At 35.3% G+C, this 16,075-nt stretch carries 13 protein-coding genes and 3 pseudogenes; 14 read left to right on the forward strand and 2 right to left on the reverse strand.

The window, feature by feature from the left end; genetic code table 11:
• Positions 1–43: 43 nt before the first annotated feature.
• Positions 44–439: a transposase family protein gene (locus AMD27_RS05625; protein ID WP_067655826.1), complete on the forward strand. Its 396-nt coding sequence runs from the start codon at positions 44–46 to the stop codon at positions 437–439.
• Positions 387–857, forward strand: a complete 471-nt coding sequence (locus AMD27_RS05630) for a transposase family protein (RefSeq protein ID WP_067655823.1) — start codon at positions 387–389, stop codon at positions 855–857. Before AMD27_RS05625 ends, AMD27_RS05630 begins: the two co-directional genes overlap by 53 nt.
• Before the next feature lie 147 nt (positions 858–1,004).
• On the opposite strand, the gene AMD27_RS05635 is transcribed toward AMD27_RS05630, so the two are convergent.
• Positions 1,005–2,138 (reverse strand): acyl-CoA dehydrogenase family protein, encoded by a 1,134-nt coding sequence (locus AMD27_RS05635; protein ID WP_067657485.1) that lies wholly within the window; start codon positions 2,136–2,138, stop codon positions 1,005–1,007.
• Between the two features lie 1,483 nt (positions 2,139–3,621).
• Here AMD27_RS05635 and AMD27_RS05640 point away from each other — a divergent pair.
• The 5 genes and pseudogenes from AMD27_RS05640 to AMD27_RS19330 all read left to right on the forward strand — a co-directional run.
• Positions 3,622–3,903: a transposase-like zinc-binding domain-containing protein gene (locus tag AMD27_RS05640; protein ID WP_067657488.1), complete on the forward strand. Its 282-nt coding sequence runs from the start codon at positions 3,622–3,624 to the stop codon at positions 3,901–3,903.
• The gene (locus AMD27_RS05645) at positions 3,896–4,360 is read left to right on the forward strand and encodes an IS1 family transposase (protein ID WP_067657491.1); all 465 of its coding nucleotides are present in this window, start codon (positions 3,896–3,898) and stop codon (positions 4,358–4,360) included. The genes AMD27_RS05640 and AMD27_RS05645 overlap by 8 nt, the downstream gene beginning before the upstream one ends.
• Before the next feature lie 229 nt (positions 4,361–4,589).
• Positions 4,590–5,474: pseudogene (gene prpB / locus AMD27_RS05650) on the forward strand (methylisocitrate lyase).
• 68 nt (positions 5,475–5,542) lie between these two features.
• Positions 5,543–6,688: a 2-methylcitrate synthase gene (gene prpC / locus AMD27_RS05655; RefSeq protein ID WP_067657494.1), complete on the forward strand. Its 1,146-nt coding sequence runs from the start codon at positions 5,543–5,545 to the stop codon at positions 6,686–6,688.
• Positions 6,689–6,738: 50 nt separating this feature from the next.
• Positions 6,739–7,063, forward strand: a pseudogene (locus AMD27_RS19330) (hypothetical protein); the annotation flags it as partial.
• A 308-nt stretch (positions 7,064–7,371) separates the two neighbouring features.
• On the opposite strand, the gene prpR reads toward AMD27_RS19330, so the two are convergent.
• Positions 7,372–9,363, reverse strand: a complete 1,992-nt coding sequence (gene prpR / locus AMD27_RS05660) for a propionate catabolism operon regulatory protein PrpR (RefSeq protein ID WP_171254778.1) — start codon at positions 9,361–9,363, stop codon at positions 7,372–7,374.
• A gap of 104 nt (positions 9,364–9,467) precedes the next feature.
• On the opposite strand from prpR, the gene AMD27_RS05665 reads away from it, so the two are divergent.
• The 7 genes and pseudogenes from AMD27_RS05665 to AMD27_RS19075 all read left to right on the forward strand — a co-directional run bounded on the left by AMD27_RS05665 (position 9,468) and on the right by AMD27_RS19075 (position 15,996).
• Positions 9,468–10,742 (forward strand): CaiB/BaiF CoA transferase family protein, encoded by a 1,275-nt coding sequence (locus AMD27_RS05665; RefSeq protein WP_228140717.1) that lies wholly within the window; start codon positions 9,468–9,470, stop codon positions 10,740–10,742.
• Complete coding sequence (locus AMD27_RS05670; RefSeq protein ID WP_067657500.1) at positions 10,739–11,662, forward strand: hydroxymethylglutaryl-CoA lyase; 924 nt, start codon at positions 10,739–10,741, stop codon at positions 11,660–11,662. Before AMD27_RS05665 ends, AMD27_RS05670 begins: the two co-directional genes overlap by 4 nt.
• Positions 11,663–11,683: 21 nt before the next feature.
• Positions 11,684–12,271, forward strand: coding sequence for a VOC family protein (locus AMD27_RS05675; RefSeq protein ID WP_067657503.1), 588 nt, complete (start codon positions 11,684–11,686; stop codon positions 12,269–12,271).
• Positions 12,272–13,489, forward strand: coding sequence for an alpha/beta hydrolase (locus AMD27_RS05680; RefSeq protein ID WP_212846460.1), 1,218 nt, complete (start codon positions 12,272–12,274; stop codon positions 13,487–13,489). It abuts the gene before it with no gap.
• A gap of 28 nt (positions 13,490–13,517) precedes the next feature.
• Entirely contained in the window at positions 13,518–13,919 is a 402-nt protein-coding gene (locus tag AMD27_RS05685; RefSeq protein WP_067657506.1) for a nuclear transport factor 2 family protein, read from the forward strand.
• A gap of 1,277 nt (positions 13,920–15,196) precedes the next feature.
• Positions 15,197–15,451, forward strand: a complete 255-nt coding sequence (locus AMD27_RS05690) for a hypothetical protein (protein WP_228140718.1) — start codon at positions 15,197–15,199, stop codon at positions 15,449–15,451.
• Between the two features lie 68 nt (positions 15,452–15,519).
• Positions 15,520–15,996 (forward strand): annotated as a pseudogene (locus AMD27_RS19075) (transposase).
• Positions 15,997–16,075: the final 79 nt, after the last annotated feature.

Raw genomic sequence — 16,075 nt, forward strand, 5'->3', positions numbered from 1 at the left:
CAGCTATACCAAAGCCTCTTCAATAATCATGCATAATCTTTGAATGAAATACATCGATTCAAAAAAGCTTTCTGAAACACAGTTCAAGCGATATACAGGCATCTCATGGTCAACCTTTTATTTAATGGTTGAGCAACTTAATATGCATGTTCCTGCCAAAGGCAGACCACCTAAATTGAGCATAGAAGATCAAATCCTTCTATGCTTAAGTTATTGGCGTGAATACCGAACATTGTTCCATGTCGCAACAAGTTATGGTGTTTCAGAGCCTACAGCTTCAAGAATCGTCCGCCACGTAGAGGACTGCCTCATCAAGTCGAATTTATTTAATTTACCAAAGGATTTGCCAGAAGGCGAAGGCATTGATTGGAATGTGGTGATCGTAGATGCCACAGAAATTACAATACAAAGGCCTAAAAAAACAGAAGAAAAGCTATAGTGGGAAGAAGAAGGCACATACTTTCAAAGTTCAAGCCATCATTCATTATAAGACTCAGAAAATTCTAAGTTTATGCACGAGTCGTGGTGCTGTACATGATTTTGAACTCTTCAAACGTAACTTGAATCAGATTCCTATAGGTGCCTTCATTCTTGCAGATAAAGGCTATCAAGGGATTTATGCAGTATATGCGAATAGCCTATTGCCATTAAAAGCAAAAAAGCGCTGCAAACTGGATCCTGAGCTAAAAATGTATAATCAAGAAATCAATAAAAGGAGAATTGGCATTGAGCATATATTTGGTAGTTTGAAAACTTTCAAAATTCTTGCTGAGCGATATCGTAACCGTGGAAAAAGACTGGGCTTAAGATTCAATTTAATTGCTGGAATTTACAACATGGAGCTGAATAAAAAATGACTTATGAAAGAAGTCTAATATTTATAACTTAATTACCTTTATTTTTAAAAAATTATCCAATGAAAGTAATCATTATTAATTTGGTTAAACCCTAAGTGCATGCAAATAATAAATTAACTCGAAAATTCAAACGAAGAGGGGCATTGTTTAGCGCCCCAGTAATTCTCGTGCAACAATTTCTTTCATAATTTCATTTGTTCCACCATAAATTTTTTGAACTCTGGCATCAACAAAAAATCTTGAAATTACATATTCTTGCATGTATCCATATCCACCAAATAATTGTAGTAGATTGTCTGCAATTTTCATTTGCATATCTGTACTAAAGCATTTTAAAGCTGCTGCGCGTTCAACACTAAGTTGATGCGCTTTATATAGTTCTAAATTTTCTTTGTAAAAAGCTGATACGGCCAATTCATTAATTTTAGCGTGCGCCAGCACGAAACGTGAATTTTGAAATTGTGAAACTTTCTGACCAAAAGCAGATCTTTCTTGAACATACTGTGTTGTGACATCTATAGCCCCTTTGATGGACCCAAGTGCTTGAGCTGCAATACCGGTTCGCTCTCTAGGTAACTCTTTCATGAGATAAAAAAAGCCCTTACCTTCCTGCCCAAGTAACTGCTCTTGTGGAACGTGTAAATTGTCGAAGAACAATTCTGAGGTATCTTGTGCATGTAATCCAATTTTTTTTAGATTGCTACCTTTTTTGAAGCCTAGTAGTTTTGTATCAACAAGTAATAGAGAAATTCCTTTAGCACCAATATTTGGAGTGGTTTTGACTGCTAAAATCACTAAATCAGCATGTTGGCCATTCGAAATAAATGTCTTAGATCCATTTACAATATATGTACTTTGTTCTAGTACAGCATTGGTTCGAATCGCTTGTAAATCAGAGCCTGCACCCGGTTCAGTCATGCCAATTGCTGCGACGACTTCACCTGACACCATTTTAGGGAGCCAATATTTTTTTTGCGCTTCAGTGCCAATATGAAGAATATAAGGGGCTGCAATTTCAGAATGACATGATATTGATGCTGCTAAAGCGCCATATCCTGCACGTGCTGATTCCTCTACCAGCATAAGTGAGTATTCAATAGGCACTCCATAACCACCATATTCTTGGGGAAGGTCAATACAAAGAAAACCATTTTCACCCAAAGCATTCCATATTGAACGAGGCATGATCCCTTCTTTTTCCCAATCTGGATAGAAAGGTTCAATATACTCACTTAAAAAACGTCTAAAGTTATCTCTGTATAGTTCTAGTTCAGCATCCATAACAGTCGTTGCATACCTGTGTAATGTTAAATTCCATTTTTTATAGTATTTATGTAAAAAGTTATTTTCATTGTTCTTTAGAACTATTTTGAATAATTTATTTTATTATTTGAAAATATCAATAATCGGAATCGTGGATAAGAATTTTGTTTATACAAAAGATGGTCGAATACTATTAAGGAGCTATAGCAGGACTCTTATTTTAGGATACGATGATGAAAAATTCATTTCATCAAAATTATACCTAAAATATATTCAGTTGATTTACGTGAGAAAGTTATGCAGATTTATGAAGAAAACAATCACAAACCATACATATGTAATAAAACTTTGAAAATATCTAGAACCACTTTGGAAGACTGGGTTCTTCTTCAGAACACGACTGGAGAATTGAAACAGCCTAAAACCAATGCGGGGCGACCAAAGACATCCTCAATTCTTCTTTTTCTTTTGTTGATTTCCTGATTATAAATTTTTAGTTTAGAGTCTAATTTACCGCATCTTTTGGCTTTTAAGGGCAATAAACTTAAACCACTTGATAGCCTTTATAGCCCCTAAAGGAATTTACTTTAAATTGCGTTTGAATAGCTCGAAATCTTGCACTGCACCATGACTGCTACACAAACTTAAAATTTGGTGAGTCCTGCAATGAATCATGGCCTGTACTTTAAAAGTGTGTGTCTTTTTCTTACCGCTATAGCTTTTCTGCTATTTTTTTGGTGACTGTATTTGAATTTCTGTGGCATTTACTATTACCACATTCCAGTTTATACCTCCGCCTTCGGTTAAATTCTTCGGTAGCTTAAAAGATTGGACTGAATCAGATAGTCTTCAACGTGACGTACAATTCTTGAGGTTGTGGGTTCTGACATCCCATAACTCGTGGCAATGTGAAATGAATTCTCGCCAATAGCTTAGACAAAGTAAAACCTGATCCTCCAGACTTAACTTGGGTGGTCTACCTTTACAGCAACATATATTTTTAATTGCTCAACCATTAAATAGAAGGTTGACCATAGATGCCCGTGTATAACTTAAACTGAGGATCAGAAAGCTTCTTTGAATTAATGGATTTTATCTGAAAATTATGCACGAATGCTAAAAAACTTGGAGTACAAATATAAAGCAAAAATAGCTCACTTTTTGATTTATGAAAGAGATTTAATATAGTTTATTCAATTGTCTACTTCAGATGAATACTACTTAAAGCAACGCAATAATATAGAAATATTATTTAGTTTACTGAGGGGAGGATACAATTTAATGAAGATTAAAGCTTGTAGTTATGCTGGCTTTTTAGGGGGGCTATGTTTCGCTATGTGTATAACAATTCAGTCATCAGAATAAACTAACAATTCAAATTTTGAAATCATTAGTTTAAATAGGATTCGAGTTGCTTACCTTTTAAATTAGGGTAGTGTGCAAAATTAACGTGTTTTAATCTAGAATAGGCTTAAAAATACCTGAGTAATAGACCTTAAACATGATCATAGAAACGATAAGCTACTTATGTACCCGTTGCCAATCAGCAAATATTTATAAGAATGGGCATAATAAAAGTGGGAATGCGCAGTTCAGATGTAAAGATTGCGGTCGATCAAGTGTGCTCAAACATAAAATCAAATATACCGAAGAGCAAAAAGAACTCATCATCAATACTTATCTTGAACGAGGCAGTTTAAGAGGCATGCAGTGTCTATTTGGTGTTGCACCTCAAACGCTCATGGGATGGATAAAAAAAAGTAAACAACAGGAAATTGAATGACGAATTACTTGATGCTCATCCAACAGATGTTCTAGAACTGGATGAACTTTGGAGCTTTGTAAAAGCTCGTCGTCATAAGGTTTGGAGTTGGATTGCACTATGCCGTCGTACACGTCAGGTCGTCGCTTATGTATGTGGTCGGCGCAATGATAAAACGTGTACAGATTTACGTTGCCGTATTCCCTCAAGCTACTTTAATTTAGCAACATGTAGTGATTATTGGTCAAGTTATGCTGAGGTGTTTGATCCTGGTACCCATCGCTCTGTAGGTAAACATACAGGTTTAACGAACCATGTTGAGCGGTTCAATGCCACATTAAGAAATCGCTTGGGACGTTTTACACGAAAAACTTTAAGCTTTTCGAAGAAAAAAGAAAATCATGAAGCTGTCTTGCATATGTTTTTATTAAAATACAATCAAGACATGAAAGATAAGTGGTTAACACGTCATATTTAGACACTACCTAAATTAGTTCTTTAGAACGTTTTATCCTTCTTACATCTCGGATAGATTAATAAAAATAGTGTTAAACAGCTTTAATGTTAATCAAAAAATATAAATTTAAGTTTATGAAATTTATATGGATTAATACTATATGTGGCTTAAAGCGACGAGAAAATTTCCGTTCACTTGAAAAAATGTGTAACACAATACTTTTCATATTAATAACACTAGAGATGCAGATATGTCTAATACTTCAATAGGATATCATTTTAGAGAAGCAGTTCTATCAGAAGCACCGTTACAAGTTGTGGGTACAATAAATGCAAATCATGCTTTATTGGCGAAGTGAGTAGGGTATAAAGCAATTTATTTATCGGGCGGTGGTGTTGCTGCTGGTTCTTTAGGACTACCTGATTTAGGTATTTCTAATCTTGAGGATTTACTTGTTGATGTTTGTCGTATTACTGATGTCTGTGATTTGCCACAACTAGTAGATGCTGATACAGGATTCGGTGAATTGGCATTTAATATTGCAAGAACCACGAAGTCTTTGATCAAATTTGGCGCTGCTGCAATGCATATTGAAGATCAGGTTAGTGCTAAGCGATGCGGGTCATCGTCCAAATAAAGCAATCGTAACTCAACAAGAGATGGTCGATCGTATTAAAGCGGCTGTAGATGCGAGAACGAATACAGACTTTGTGATTATGGCACGTACTGATGCTCTTGCGGTTGCAGGTCTGCAAGCTGCAATAGATCATGTGGGTGCATACATTGAAGCTGGCGCTGATATGTTATTTCCTGAGGCAGTAACGGAACTGTCAATGTATCAAGAATTTGCTGAAAAAATACAGGTTCCAATTCTTGCAAACATGACTGAGTTTGAATCTACCCCACTTTTCACGACTGAGGAATTAGCCACAGCAAAGGTTAGTTTGGCGTTGTATCCATTGTCTGCATTCCGCGCCATGAATAAAGCTGCTGAAAATGTATATTTGAGTTTGTGTGAAAAGGGCACTCAAAACATATTCTAGATACTATGCAAACGAGACAAGAGTTATACGAGAGAATTAATTACCATACTTTTGAAAATTACTTAGAGCAGACCTTTGCAAAAACTAAATAGCGCATAAAGATAATGATAGGGAAGTGATGGAATCACTTTAGCAATATAAAAAATTAAGGAGTAGGACTATGGTAACTGGAAGTAAACCAAAAAAATCAGTAGCTCTCAGCGGACAAGTTGCGGGGAACACAGCGTTATGTACGGTTGGGCGTAGTGGTAATGATTTACACTATCGTGGATATGATATTAAAGATTTAGCATTGAACTGCGAATTTGAGGAAGTCGCTTACTTATTGGTACATGGAAAATTGCCAAATACTATTGAATTACATGCATATAAAACAAAATTAATGACCATGCGTGGACTACCGCTTGCGCTCAAAGTTGCTTTAGAACAGTTGCCACCATCAGCTCATCCGATGGATGTTATGCGTACTGGTGTATCGATATTAGGCTGCTTGACTCCAGAAAATGAAGATCACAATTATGCGGGTGCACGTAATATTGCTGATAAACTCATGGCAAGTTTCGGTTCAATGCTGTTGTATTGGTATCACTATAGTCACAATGGGCGCCGTATTGAAGTTGAAACTGATGATGATTCTATAGGTGGACATTTCCTACACCTTTTACACGGTCGTATGCCATCAAAACAATGGGTAGACGCTATGCATACATCCTTAATTTTGTATGCGGAGCATGAGTTTAACGCTTCAACCTTCACTTCACGTGTCATAGCTGGTACAGGGTCAGATATCTACTCTACAATTGCAGGAGCAATAGGTGCTTTACGTGGACCAAAACATGGAGGAGCTAATGAAGTGTCTTTTGTTATACAACAGCGTTATAACGATCCAGATGAGGCAGAAGCAGATATTCGAAAACGTGTTGGAAACAAAGAGGTTATAATTGGTTTTGGACATCCTGTTTATACAATTTCCGACCCACGAAATGACGTGATTAAAACAGTTGCTTTTGACTTGGGCCATGCACAAAAAAATTTAAAAATGTACCATATTGCTGAGCGCTTAGAATCAGTAATGAAAGAAATTAAAAATATGTTTCCAAATTTGGACTGGTTTAGTGCTGTAAGTTACCATTTGATGGGGGTGCCTACTGCAATGTTCACACCATTATTCGTCATTGCACGTACAGCTGGTTGGTCTGCGCATGTGATTGAGCAACGAGAAGATGGAAAAATTATTCGTCCGAGTGCAAATTATATTGGTCCAGAAGATTTAGCGTTTAAACCATTGGTTGAGCGAGACGAATGAAAATTTTCTACCATAAATCACTATAGGGTACCCAGCTCGAATATGATGATGTGCGTCAGGCATTAGACGATATTCAGTCAGGCGCACATGCAAAATTACCGTATACCTCTAATGTTTTAGCAGAATAGTTGGCCAACCATGGTGATCCTGTCATTTTAGAACAATCGCCAGAAGAACTGATTTTTAATAATCAAGGTAGTGGAAAACCGACATAATCGAGGCCGGTTCCCTATTATTGAATAGACTAAAACTGTCTTTGAAAATATAGATGTGCTACTTGCGGATAAAAGCATCATGCATTAGATCAACTTAGAGAAGATATCTTCTTTGATTCATTATCCAAATACTTGTGTGGGAATAGCCCCCCATACGCCAATATCGATGTTTTATCAGATATGACTGATGCTTTGGTGAAAATAGCGGTGAAACCTCAGCAGTTTCTTAAAGCTTATATTCCAATGTTTTATTTGAGAGAAGCTATAAAAGTATCAAGTCCGTTATATGAATGGCATCCATAAAGTAACCATATCCATCGTTCGTGCATTTTAGCCAATATGCGTCCGCTAGCGATTTTGGATGACAACATGGCCTATCACTATAAAATGCGATTGTACTTGATCGTGCTTTAGGTGAGTATTCTTAGATTAGCATTTATTGCACAAACTGCTAAACTTTAGTCCATATTAGTCTTCATTTAACCATCTCCATAGTGTTGTTCTGCTTATACCTAAAATATTTGATGCTTTTATATGTTGGCCATGTGCTAATTTCATTGCTTTTAAAGCTTGTTGTTTTTTAGACGTTTCTTTTTCAATTAATAAGGATAGTTCTTGATGCTTCAGAGCATCACTTTCGGTATTTTCAAGTGGTTCATTTGAGTTGAAGTCATCATTTAACTCAAATATTTCTGGTATTTCATTCAATAATTCTTCAAAAGAAATACTAATTTTTTCAGATAGCAATAATACAATTCGATTGGTAATTGATTCTAATTCTCGAAAGTTACCTGGCCAAAAATAATTACTTAAATATGGTGAAATAAGTTCAAGTAGTTTTCTAATCTGAGCTTGTTCTTGATCAGTTTGAAATTGATGTGTAATTTTTAGCTTAAAATATTCATAAATATCCTGTTTTCTTTCTCTTAATGGTGGAATCTTTATTTGTAAGGTATTTAATCTAAAAAATAGATCTTGCCTGAATTTTTTTTCTTTCACATGTAGTTTTAAATTTTGATGCGTAGCAGCGATAAGTCTTATATCAATAGGAATCGGTGTTGTTGAACCTAAACGTGTTATTTCTCTTTCTTGTAAAACTCTTAACAAACGTGTTTGTAAAGAAAGTGGCATATCTCCAATTTCATCTAGGAAAAGAGTTCCAGTGTGAGCTGCTTCAATCAAACCTCTACGCCCACCTTTTTTTGAACCAGTAAAAGCACCCTCTTCATGACCAAACAATTCACTTTCAATCAAGGTCTCTGGAAAGGATGCACAGTTAATTGCAATAAAAGGCTTATTTGCTTTTGAGCTTGCATTATGAATGGACTGTGCAAAAAGTTCTTTGCCTGTTCCAGTTTCACCAATAATTAAAATATCATGCTGAGATTCTGCATATCTTTTTGCCTTATGAATCGTCTCTTTAATATTGTCTTCATTACCCAAGATATCACTAAATGTGAAGCGTGCTTGAAGTAGATTATTTCTTTCAAAAATTCGAATTTTTTCATCAGCATTTGTAATCAAACTAGAGTCGTATAAGGTTAATGTAGCTCCAATGATTTCATCATTTTCAAAAATTTGTGCCGATACAGCGAACCAGCTTTTCCCACCTAATTGAATTGCTTTAGGTGTTGTAATATCTTTTTTACTCAGAACTTTTTTTAAGGATAAAACGTCATTTAATTCTGAGAGTACTTTGCCATAAATATTTGAATCTGATGACGAGATAATCATCTTCATTTTTTTGTTTATCGCAGTGATTCTTTCGTCAACATCCACTGCTACAACGGCTTCTGGTAAAGTTTGAAGGATATTATTAATCTGAAAAAAACGATTAGATTCGAGTTTTTTGATTCGACAAACTTCTAAAGCCTGATCGAAGGCATTATGTATACTGTCTAGTGAATAGACCAAAATGCTATTGAGGTTCTTTTTAGTCGATAAGTCGAAAATTAAGCTTGAGCCAATAATGACATCGACCTTTTCTTTTTCTAACTCTTCAATACAAGCGATAGCTTCATTAGGGCTATGATAATTTAATTCGTAGAGATCTAGATTTAAGAGGCTTGCAAATTCTTTAAGTGGTGGCAGGGCATTTTTAAAGCTTATTACACCTACTTTTTTTCCATACCGTTTTGCCTCCATAAGCGATCTGAGTAGATCATAACCAGACACTTCAATGGAAATCACAGGCAATTGTAAATGTTCACGTAATATGGACGCATTTGAACCTGCACTTACAAAGGCATCTACTTCATTATTTTCTATTAGTTTGCGAGCGATTGACAGTGTTTCTTCAAAACTAGCATCTATACTTCTTATATTCGCACGATTTGAATATTGAAAAATTGCTGGTTCAGCTAACTCTCTTAATTTGTAATACGTCATAAAACAAATTTTGGGAAAGCTATCCTTGTGTGTAGATGATATATCCATAATTTCAAAAACTCTTTGAACCATCCTGGTTCCACCATGATTTATATAATAATGTTTCAAATGTTTCATTAATGAAAAAAATGTAACATAAAAATAAGTTTCTATTTTAAAAAAATGTTCATATTCATATGCTTATTGCCATTATTATGGGTTGGCATAAAACCTGCTTAAACAGTATAACTATAATTGCTTCTATCGAGAATATGATGGCGTTAAATGATTTAACTATTTTAGATTTGACCCATATGGTATCGGGTCCATATGGGGCAATGCTATTAGCAGATTTGGGTGCACAAGTTATTAAAGTAGAACCTCCAACGATAGGGGAAGGTACACGTCGATTACTTGAAAACGATAGTACTTATTCAAAAGATGGGATGGGGGCATATTTTTTAACGTTGAATAGAAATAAAAAAAGTATTTGTATTGACCTAAAATCTGATGAAGGCAAACTTGTATTTAGAGAACTTGTTAGGAAAGCAGATATCGTTATTGACAACTTTAGTGTTGGAGTAACCGCTCGTTTAGGCATTGATTACTTACAACTTAAAAAAGTTAATCCCCGCATTATTACTTGTTCAATTACTGGATTTGGGAGTACTGGTCCAGATATTCACAGACCTGCATTTGATCAAGTCATTCAAGCAATGGGTGGGGGGATGTCTATAACAGGTGATGAACATACAGGCCACATTAGAAGTGGTATTCCGATTGGTGACCTAGGAGGTGGAATATTCGGTGCTTTAGGTATTCTTGCAGCATTGATGGCGCGTGAAAAAACAGGCGTTGGGCAGCATGTAGATATATCGATGCTAGATGTTCAAATTTCGCTTCTCAGCTATATGGGTACCATGAGTTTAATGTCAAATGAGGCACCAAAAGGTATCGGTAATGGCCATTTTATACACGTTCCTTATAATTGTTATAAGACACAAGATGGATATATTGTTATCGCATGTATTGGGGATAGTTTTTTTGAGAAATTTGCAGAGTTTATTAAGATACCTGAGCTCCAAAACCCAGAGTATAGATCTCAGCCAGTCCGCTTCAAAGATAAAGCGCTTATTGACAAATTGATCTCTGAAGAACTCCTAAAAAATACTACTGAATATTGGCTTACTAACTTGACGAAGGTAAGGATACCTTGTGGTCCTGTCAACAATATGATCCAAGCACTTGAAGATATTCAAGTAAATTCAAGAAATATGGTTGTTAATATTGAATTGGATTCTGGTGAAATGATTCGTATGCCAGGTAATCCGATTAAACTCACTAGTACTGTTACAGAAATATTTAGTCCCCCTCCTAAAATAGGACAAAACACATCTGAAGTTCTTCGTAATTTATTGGATTATTCACAAGTTCATATTGATGAATTGGCAAAGAACGGAATAATACAATGAATAAGGAAAAAATTTTTATAACAGATGTCTCACCAAGAGACGGGCTGCAAAATCAAAACCAATACGTGAGCACAACTGATAAATACCTGCTTATTCAAAAATTAGTTAATGCTGGTTTAAAACACATTGAGGTCTCTAGTTTCGTATCACCTAAAGCAGTTCCGATGCTTGCAGATGCCATGGAGCTTGTGCCTAAAGTTTTACAAGATTTTCCTGAGGTTGATGCGTCAGTATTAATACCTAATATAAAAGGTGTGGAAAGAGCAATAACTACAGGCGCTAAAGAAGTAGCTTTAGTGCTTTGTGCTACTGAGACTATGAACCAAAAGAATATTAATATGAGTTTGGACAAAGCTATTTCTTCAAGTAAAGAGATTATTGCATTAGCTAAAGAGAATAAATTAAGAACCAAAGCTTATATTGGTGTCGCTTTTGACTGTCCGTATGAGGGAAGAGTGAGTAAGGAGACAGTTCTTAAACTTGCCCGTGAAATGTATGACGAAGGTGTAGATCAAATTGTTGTTGCTGACACAATTGGATCAGCGTCCCCTTTTTTAGTTAGAGAGAGATTGATTGAAGCTCTCCAGTTTATTCCACAACATCAGACAGTTATACACTTACATAATACGAGAGGGATGGCACTAGCAAATGCTTGGGCAGCATTAGATGTGGGAGTCAGATGGTTTGATGCAAGTGTTGGTGGTATAGGCGGATGCCCATTTGCACAAGGAGCAGCTGGGAATATGGCGACAGAAGATTTAGTCCTTATGGCTGAACAATGCGGTTATAGCACTGGTATATCTTTGCAAAAATTGGTAGATGCGGTTCAACATGCTGAAAATATTTTAAATAGAAATTTGGGAGGTGGTTCTCTGAATTGGATTAAACAGAATATTACCTCTTTAGATACATTTTTTTAAAGCCAGCCAAGGAGAAAGGTCATGGAAAATTCAAAATCAACAAGTGCTTATCCGAATATGAAGACTCGTATTCATGAAACAGTAGAACCTGTTGGAGTTACTGTAAAAAGTTTACATCATCTCGCGCATTATTGCCATGATGCCGAAGAAACACGTCATTTTTACGAAGATCTACTTGGCTTAAGATTAGTTCATACGCTAATAGTTAAAAATTTACCTGGTAGTGGGCGCTATAACCCATACGTACATCTATTTTTTGAATTAGAGGATGGTTCGAGTATTGCATTTTTCGACACGCTTGGTGAACCTGATCATCCTGGTATGGCGGCTGAAAAACCTTGGACGGATCATATTGCACTTAAGCTAAATGATATGGAAAAACTATATCAAGCCAAGGAGAGACTTGAAAATGCAGGTGTAAGAGTAGCCGGACCTATTGATCACGAATTTACACAATCAATTTATTTTAACGATCCTAATGGAGTTAATTTAGAATTTGCAGTTGATTCCGTAGACGAATTATATATGCAAAATGAAAAAGATCAGGCTCATCAATATTTGAAACAATGGATTGAAAAAAAGAAACAGCACAAGGGAGTGAAAAATTAAATGACATTAGCTCAAGAAAAAATTATTGATTTTGACAAAGGTAATCTCACTAAAAATGTACACGAGTTCGATCGTGTTCCAGTGATATTAAAATTTACAGATCCATCAAAAATTGTTGAAACATACGGTTCTTATGGACAAATAGGTCAAGTCAGTATTGAAGGACAATTTTTGATTCCAAAAGATATCGAGTCTAAAATTTTATACGTAATGATGCATCCTACTGGTAGTTTGAACAGACTACCAATGCCCCTTGCATTAGTTAAAGCAGGTAAGCACGTTTTATGTGCGAATAGTCGTTACCCATCTAATGATTCATCTTTAATTATGGAAAAAGTAGTTAAGGATCTAAGTCAATATATTCAATATGCCAAGGAAGTGAAGGGATATGAAAAAATTGTTTTAGTTGGATGGTCTGGAGGAGGTTCACTCTCTCTCTTTTATCAAGCGCAGGCCGAAAATACAACCATTACACATACACCAGCTGGTGATGTTTATGATCTGACCAAGGAAAACCTTATTCCAGCTGATGCAGTAATATTTATTGCAGCACATCTCAGTCGTGCAGAAACGCTAACGGAATGGATTGATCCATCTGTTATTGATGAAAACAATCCTGACGTAAGAGATATCGAATTCGATATTTACTCACCAGATTGTCCAAATAAACCACCTTTTTCTGCAGATTTTGTTGAAGCTTTTAGACAAAAACAAAGGGAAAGAAACAGAAAAATTACTGAATGGGTACTGGCTACACTCAAACAAATTAATAAAAAAGGGGAGAGCGAAAGAGGATTTGTAACACATCGAACTATGTGTGATGTGAGATGGATTGATAAAACAATTGATCCCAATGGTCGTACTGAAAATGAATGTTATTTAGGAGATCCTGTTTCTGTAAACTGTGCGCCTGCTGGTTTGGCTAGATTCTCAACTTTAAGAAGTTGGCTCTCGCAATGGTCTATAGACTATACCAATGCAAAAGGCGTCGATAGTGCCAAGTTAATTCAGAAAACTCCTGTATTACAGATCATAAATGAAGCAGATGATGCAGTACCTGCTACTCATAATCCTACAATTCGTGATGCTTTAGCCACTAGTGATGCAACGTACATCGAAATTAAAGGTGCAACACATTATTACCGTAGTCAGCCAGAGTTAATGACTCAATGTATTGACCATATTAAAGAATGGGCTGAGAAAAGAAATTTTTGGTAATTCGTAAGTAGTAAAATGAGGGAGTATTATGCAAAAAATTGAAAAAAACAAAGAAACTACCAGAAAGTTTTTTGATTATTTTGTGAATCAAAATTATGATGAGATGTTAACGTTATTTACAGATGATGTAACTCATAGTATGCCAGGAAAATTTCCTTTTGCTGGACAAATGAATGGATTGGAGGAATATATAACCCGAATCAAAAATAGATTTCAAGGAAATGTGATAGAGGCTAAATTTGATATTCTACATTTAACAGCTGAAGATAATAGGGTTTCAGCTGAAGCAGTAGGATTATTTAAATTTAAAAATGGCATTGTTTACGAAAACACCTATCATTTTTTATATCTATTCAATGATGAGGGCATGATTTACCGTATGATTGAATATATGGACACTTACACTTTTACAAAGTTATTCAGTAAATAACAGAAAAGGTCTCTACTTAGAGACCTTTTTATTTCAGATAATTTTAATCTTACAATTTTAAATAACCTGAATCTCGGATAAGAATTTGACTTAAAACGTGATTGAAAACTATTAGGAGGGGGCATCATACATCTCACGCTTTCAAGCACCACAGTCGATTTTGTATATTTGTTCTGCACAACTGAGTATTGCAGAAATCATCTTTATTGAAATTCAGTATAAGCACTTTCATTTTAATAGTTTAACAGCTTTTTTTACATCTTTGAAACAGCATGAAAGCCGTGTGTTTAAAAGCTTACCCTGTTACTTTCTCATAACTCATCTCATCAATTGGCAATACACGCTTTACATGTGGCTTTGATGAAAAATATCTATGAATGGATTCTACGACACTGCTTGTATGTATAAATCAAAGCATTTAGCGTCATAACACTTTAGCTAAAATTGAGTATCGAGACAAAAGCTCTATGGTAATTTTATGACTGTAAATCACACCAAGTTATGAATCAGTTTGTTGAGATTATCAGCGATGCATTATCGAATGGACATATTGTTGACATTAAAATTGCTAACAGGATTACAAGCCAAATTATATACGGCTCTTGGTTATATTGGCCAGGAATTAAAAGTATATTAAAACAACAAGATATTAATTTAATTCCATATCAAAGAACGAACATGTAGTTTATTTGGTAGTGCATGAATACGACGTGATAAAAATAATAAGTTATTGATATTAAAATATATAAATGAATTATTACACGTTGGTTTTTAGCACTACCGTTTATTTAATCGTCTACCTTGGATGAGTACCACTTAAAATAACATAAAAAAATAGAAATACTCTTCAGCTTATTTAAAGAAGGGTACAATTTAATCATGAGTAAAGCTCGTAGTCATGCTGGCTTTTTAGGGGAGGTCTGTTTCTCTATTTGCTTAGCAACGCAGTCATCAGAATAATCCAATAATTCAAACCATTGAAATAATTGGCTTAAATAGAATTTTCGTAAAATAATAAAAATTTAGAGTGCTCTAATTGTGATTATCAACTAAATTTGGAGTATCGAATAATTTTTTAAAATGAATCTTGGTCGGCCTATATATAGCTGCAATCCTATTTTAGGATACAATGATTAAAAATTCATTTGATCAAGATTATGCCTGAAATATATTTAGTGGATTTACGTGAAAAAGTCATGTAGTTTTATCAAGAAAACAATCACAAATCATACACATGTAAAACTTTCAAAATATCTAGGACCACTTTAGATGACTGGATGCTTCTTCAGAACACTACTGGAGAATTGAAACAGCCTAAAATCAATGCAGGTCGACCCACTAAAATCAAGGATATGGACGTTTTCAAACACTTTGTTCAAACTACTGAATTTTCTCAAGTGAAAGATCTCATTCCTTTATTTGAACAAAAGTTTGGGTATCCAATCCTTTACTCAACCCTATTAAAAGCCATTCATAGGCTTGGTTGGACACGTAAAAAAAGAGTTTTCTCTACAAGCAAGCCGATAAAATAACAAGGGCTGTATTCAACTGGTTTCTTCCGCAATGGAAAGAGGAGTTTGGATAAGATCAGATTCTTTATATTGATGAATCTGGAATAAACACCACAGATACAGCGCAATGTGGTTGGTCTAGACTAGGCAGTCGTTGCCCTGCTTTAAAATTGGGTGGTCATGGGAAAAGATTAAGTATCATCAGTGCTGTGAGGTCTAATTCGGCATATGAGTTCCTTTACCCTTTGGTTTTTTCAAGATTCATGCGATCGAGCAATGTTCACGGGATGGCTGAGATATCTACTTGAAAATTTAACTAAAATAATCAGGATAAGACCAAGAGGCATCTGCTGATTCTAGATAACGCTTCGATTCATAAGAATGGGAATATCAAAAAACCAGCCACAGACTTTAACTGTAGAATCATGTGCTTGCCTGCTTACAGTCCAGACTTAAACCCAATTGAAAAAGCATGGTCAGTGCTAAAATCCAAAGTCAAAAATATCGCTGTCCGGTTAGACAAAACGATAGAAGAAGCACTCGATTTGGGTTTGAAGGAAATGTAGCTTAAAATTTAAATCCAGCTATACCAGAAGCCAAAAAGACCGTAATTATAGGAAATGAAAAGACTCCCAATAGGAGTCT

The organism is Acinetobacter sp. TGL-Y2, assembly GCF_001612555.1.
Classification (GTDB): domain Bacteria; phylum Pseudomonadota; class Gammaproteobacteria; order Pseudomonadales; family Moraxellaceae; genus Acinetobacter.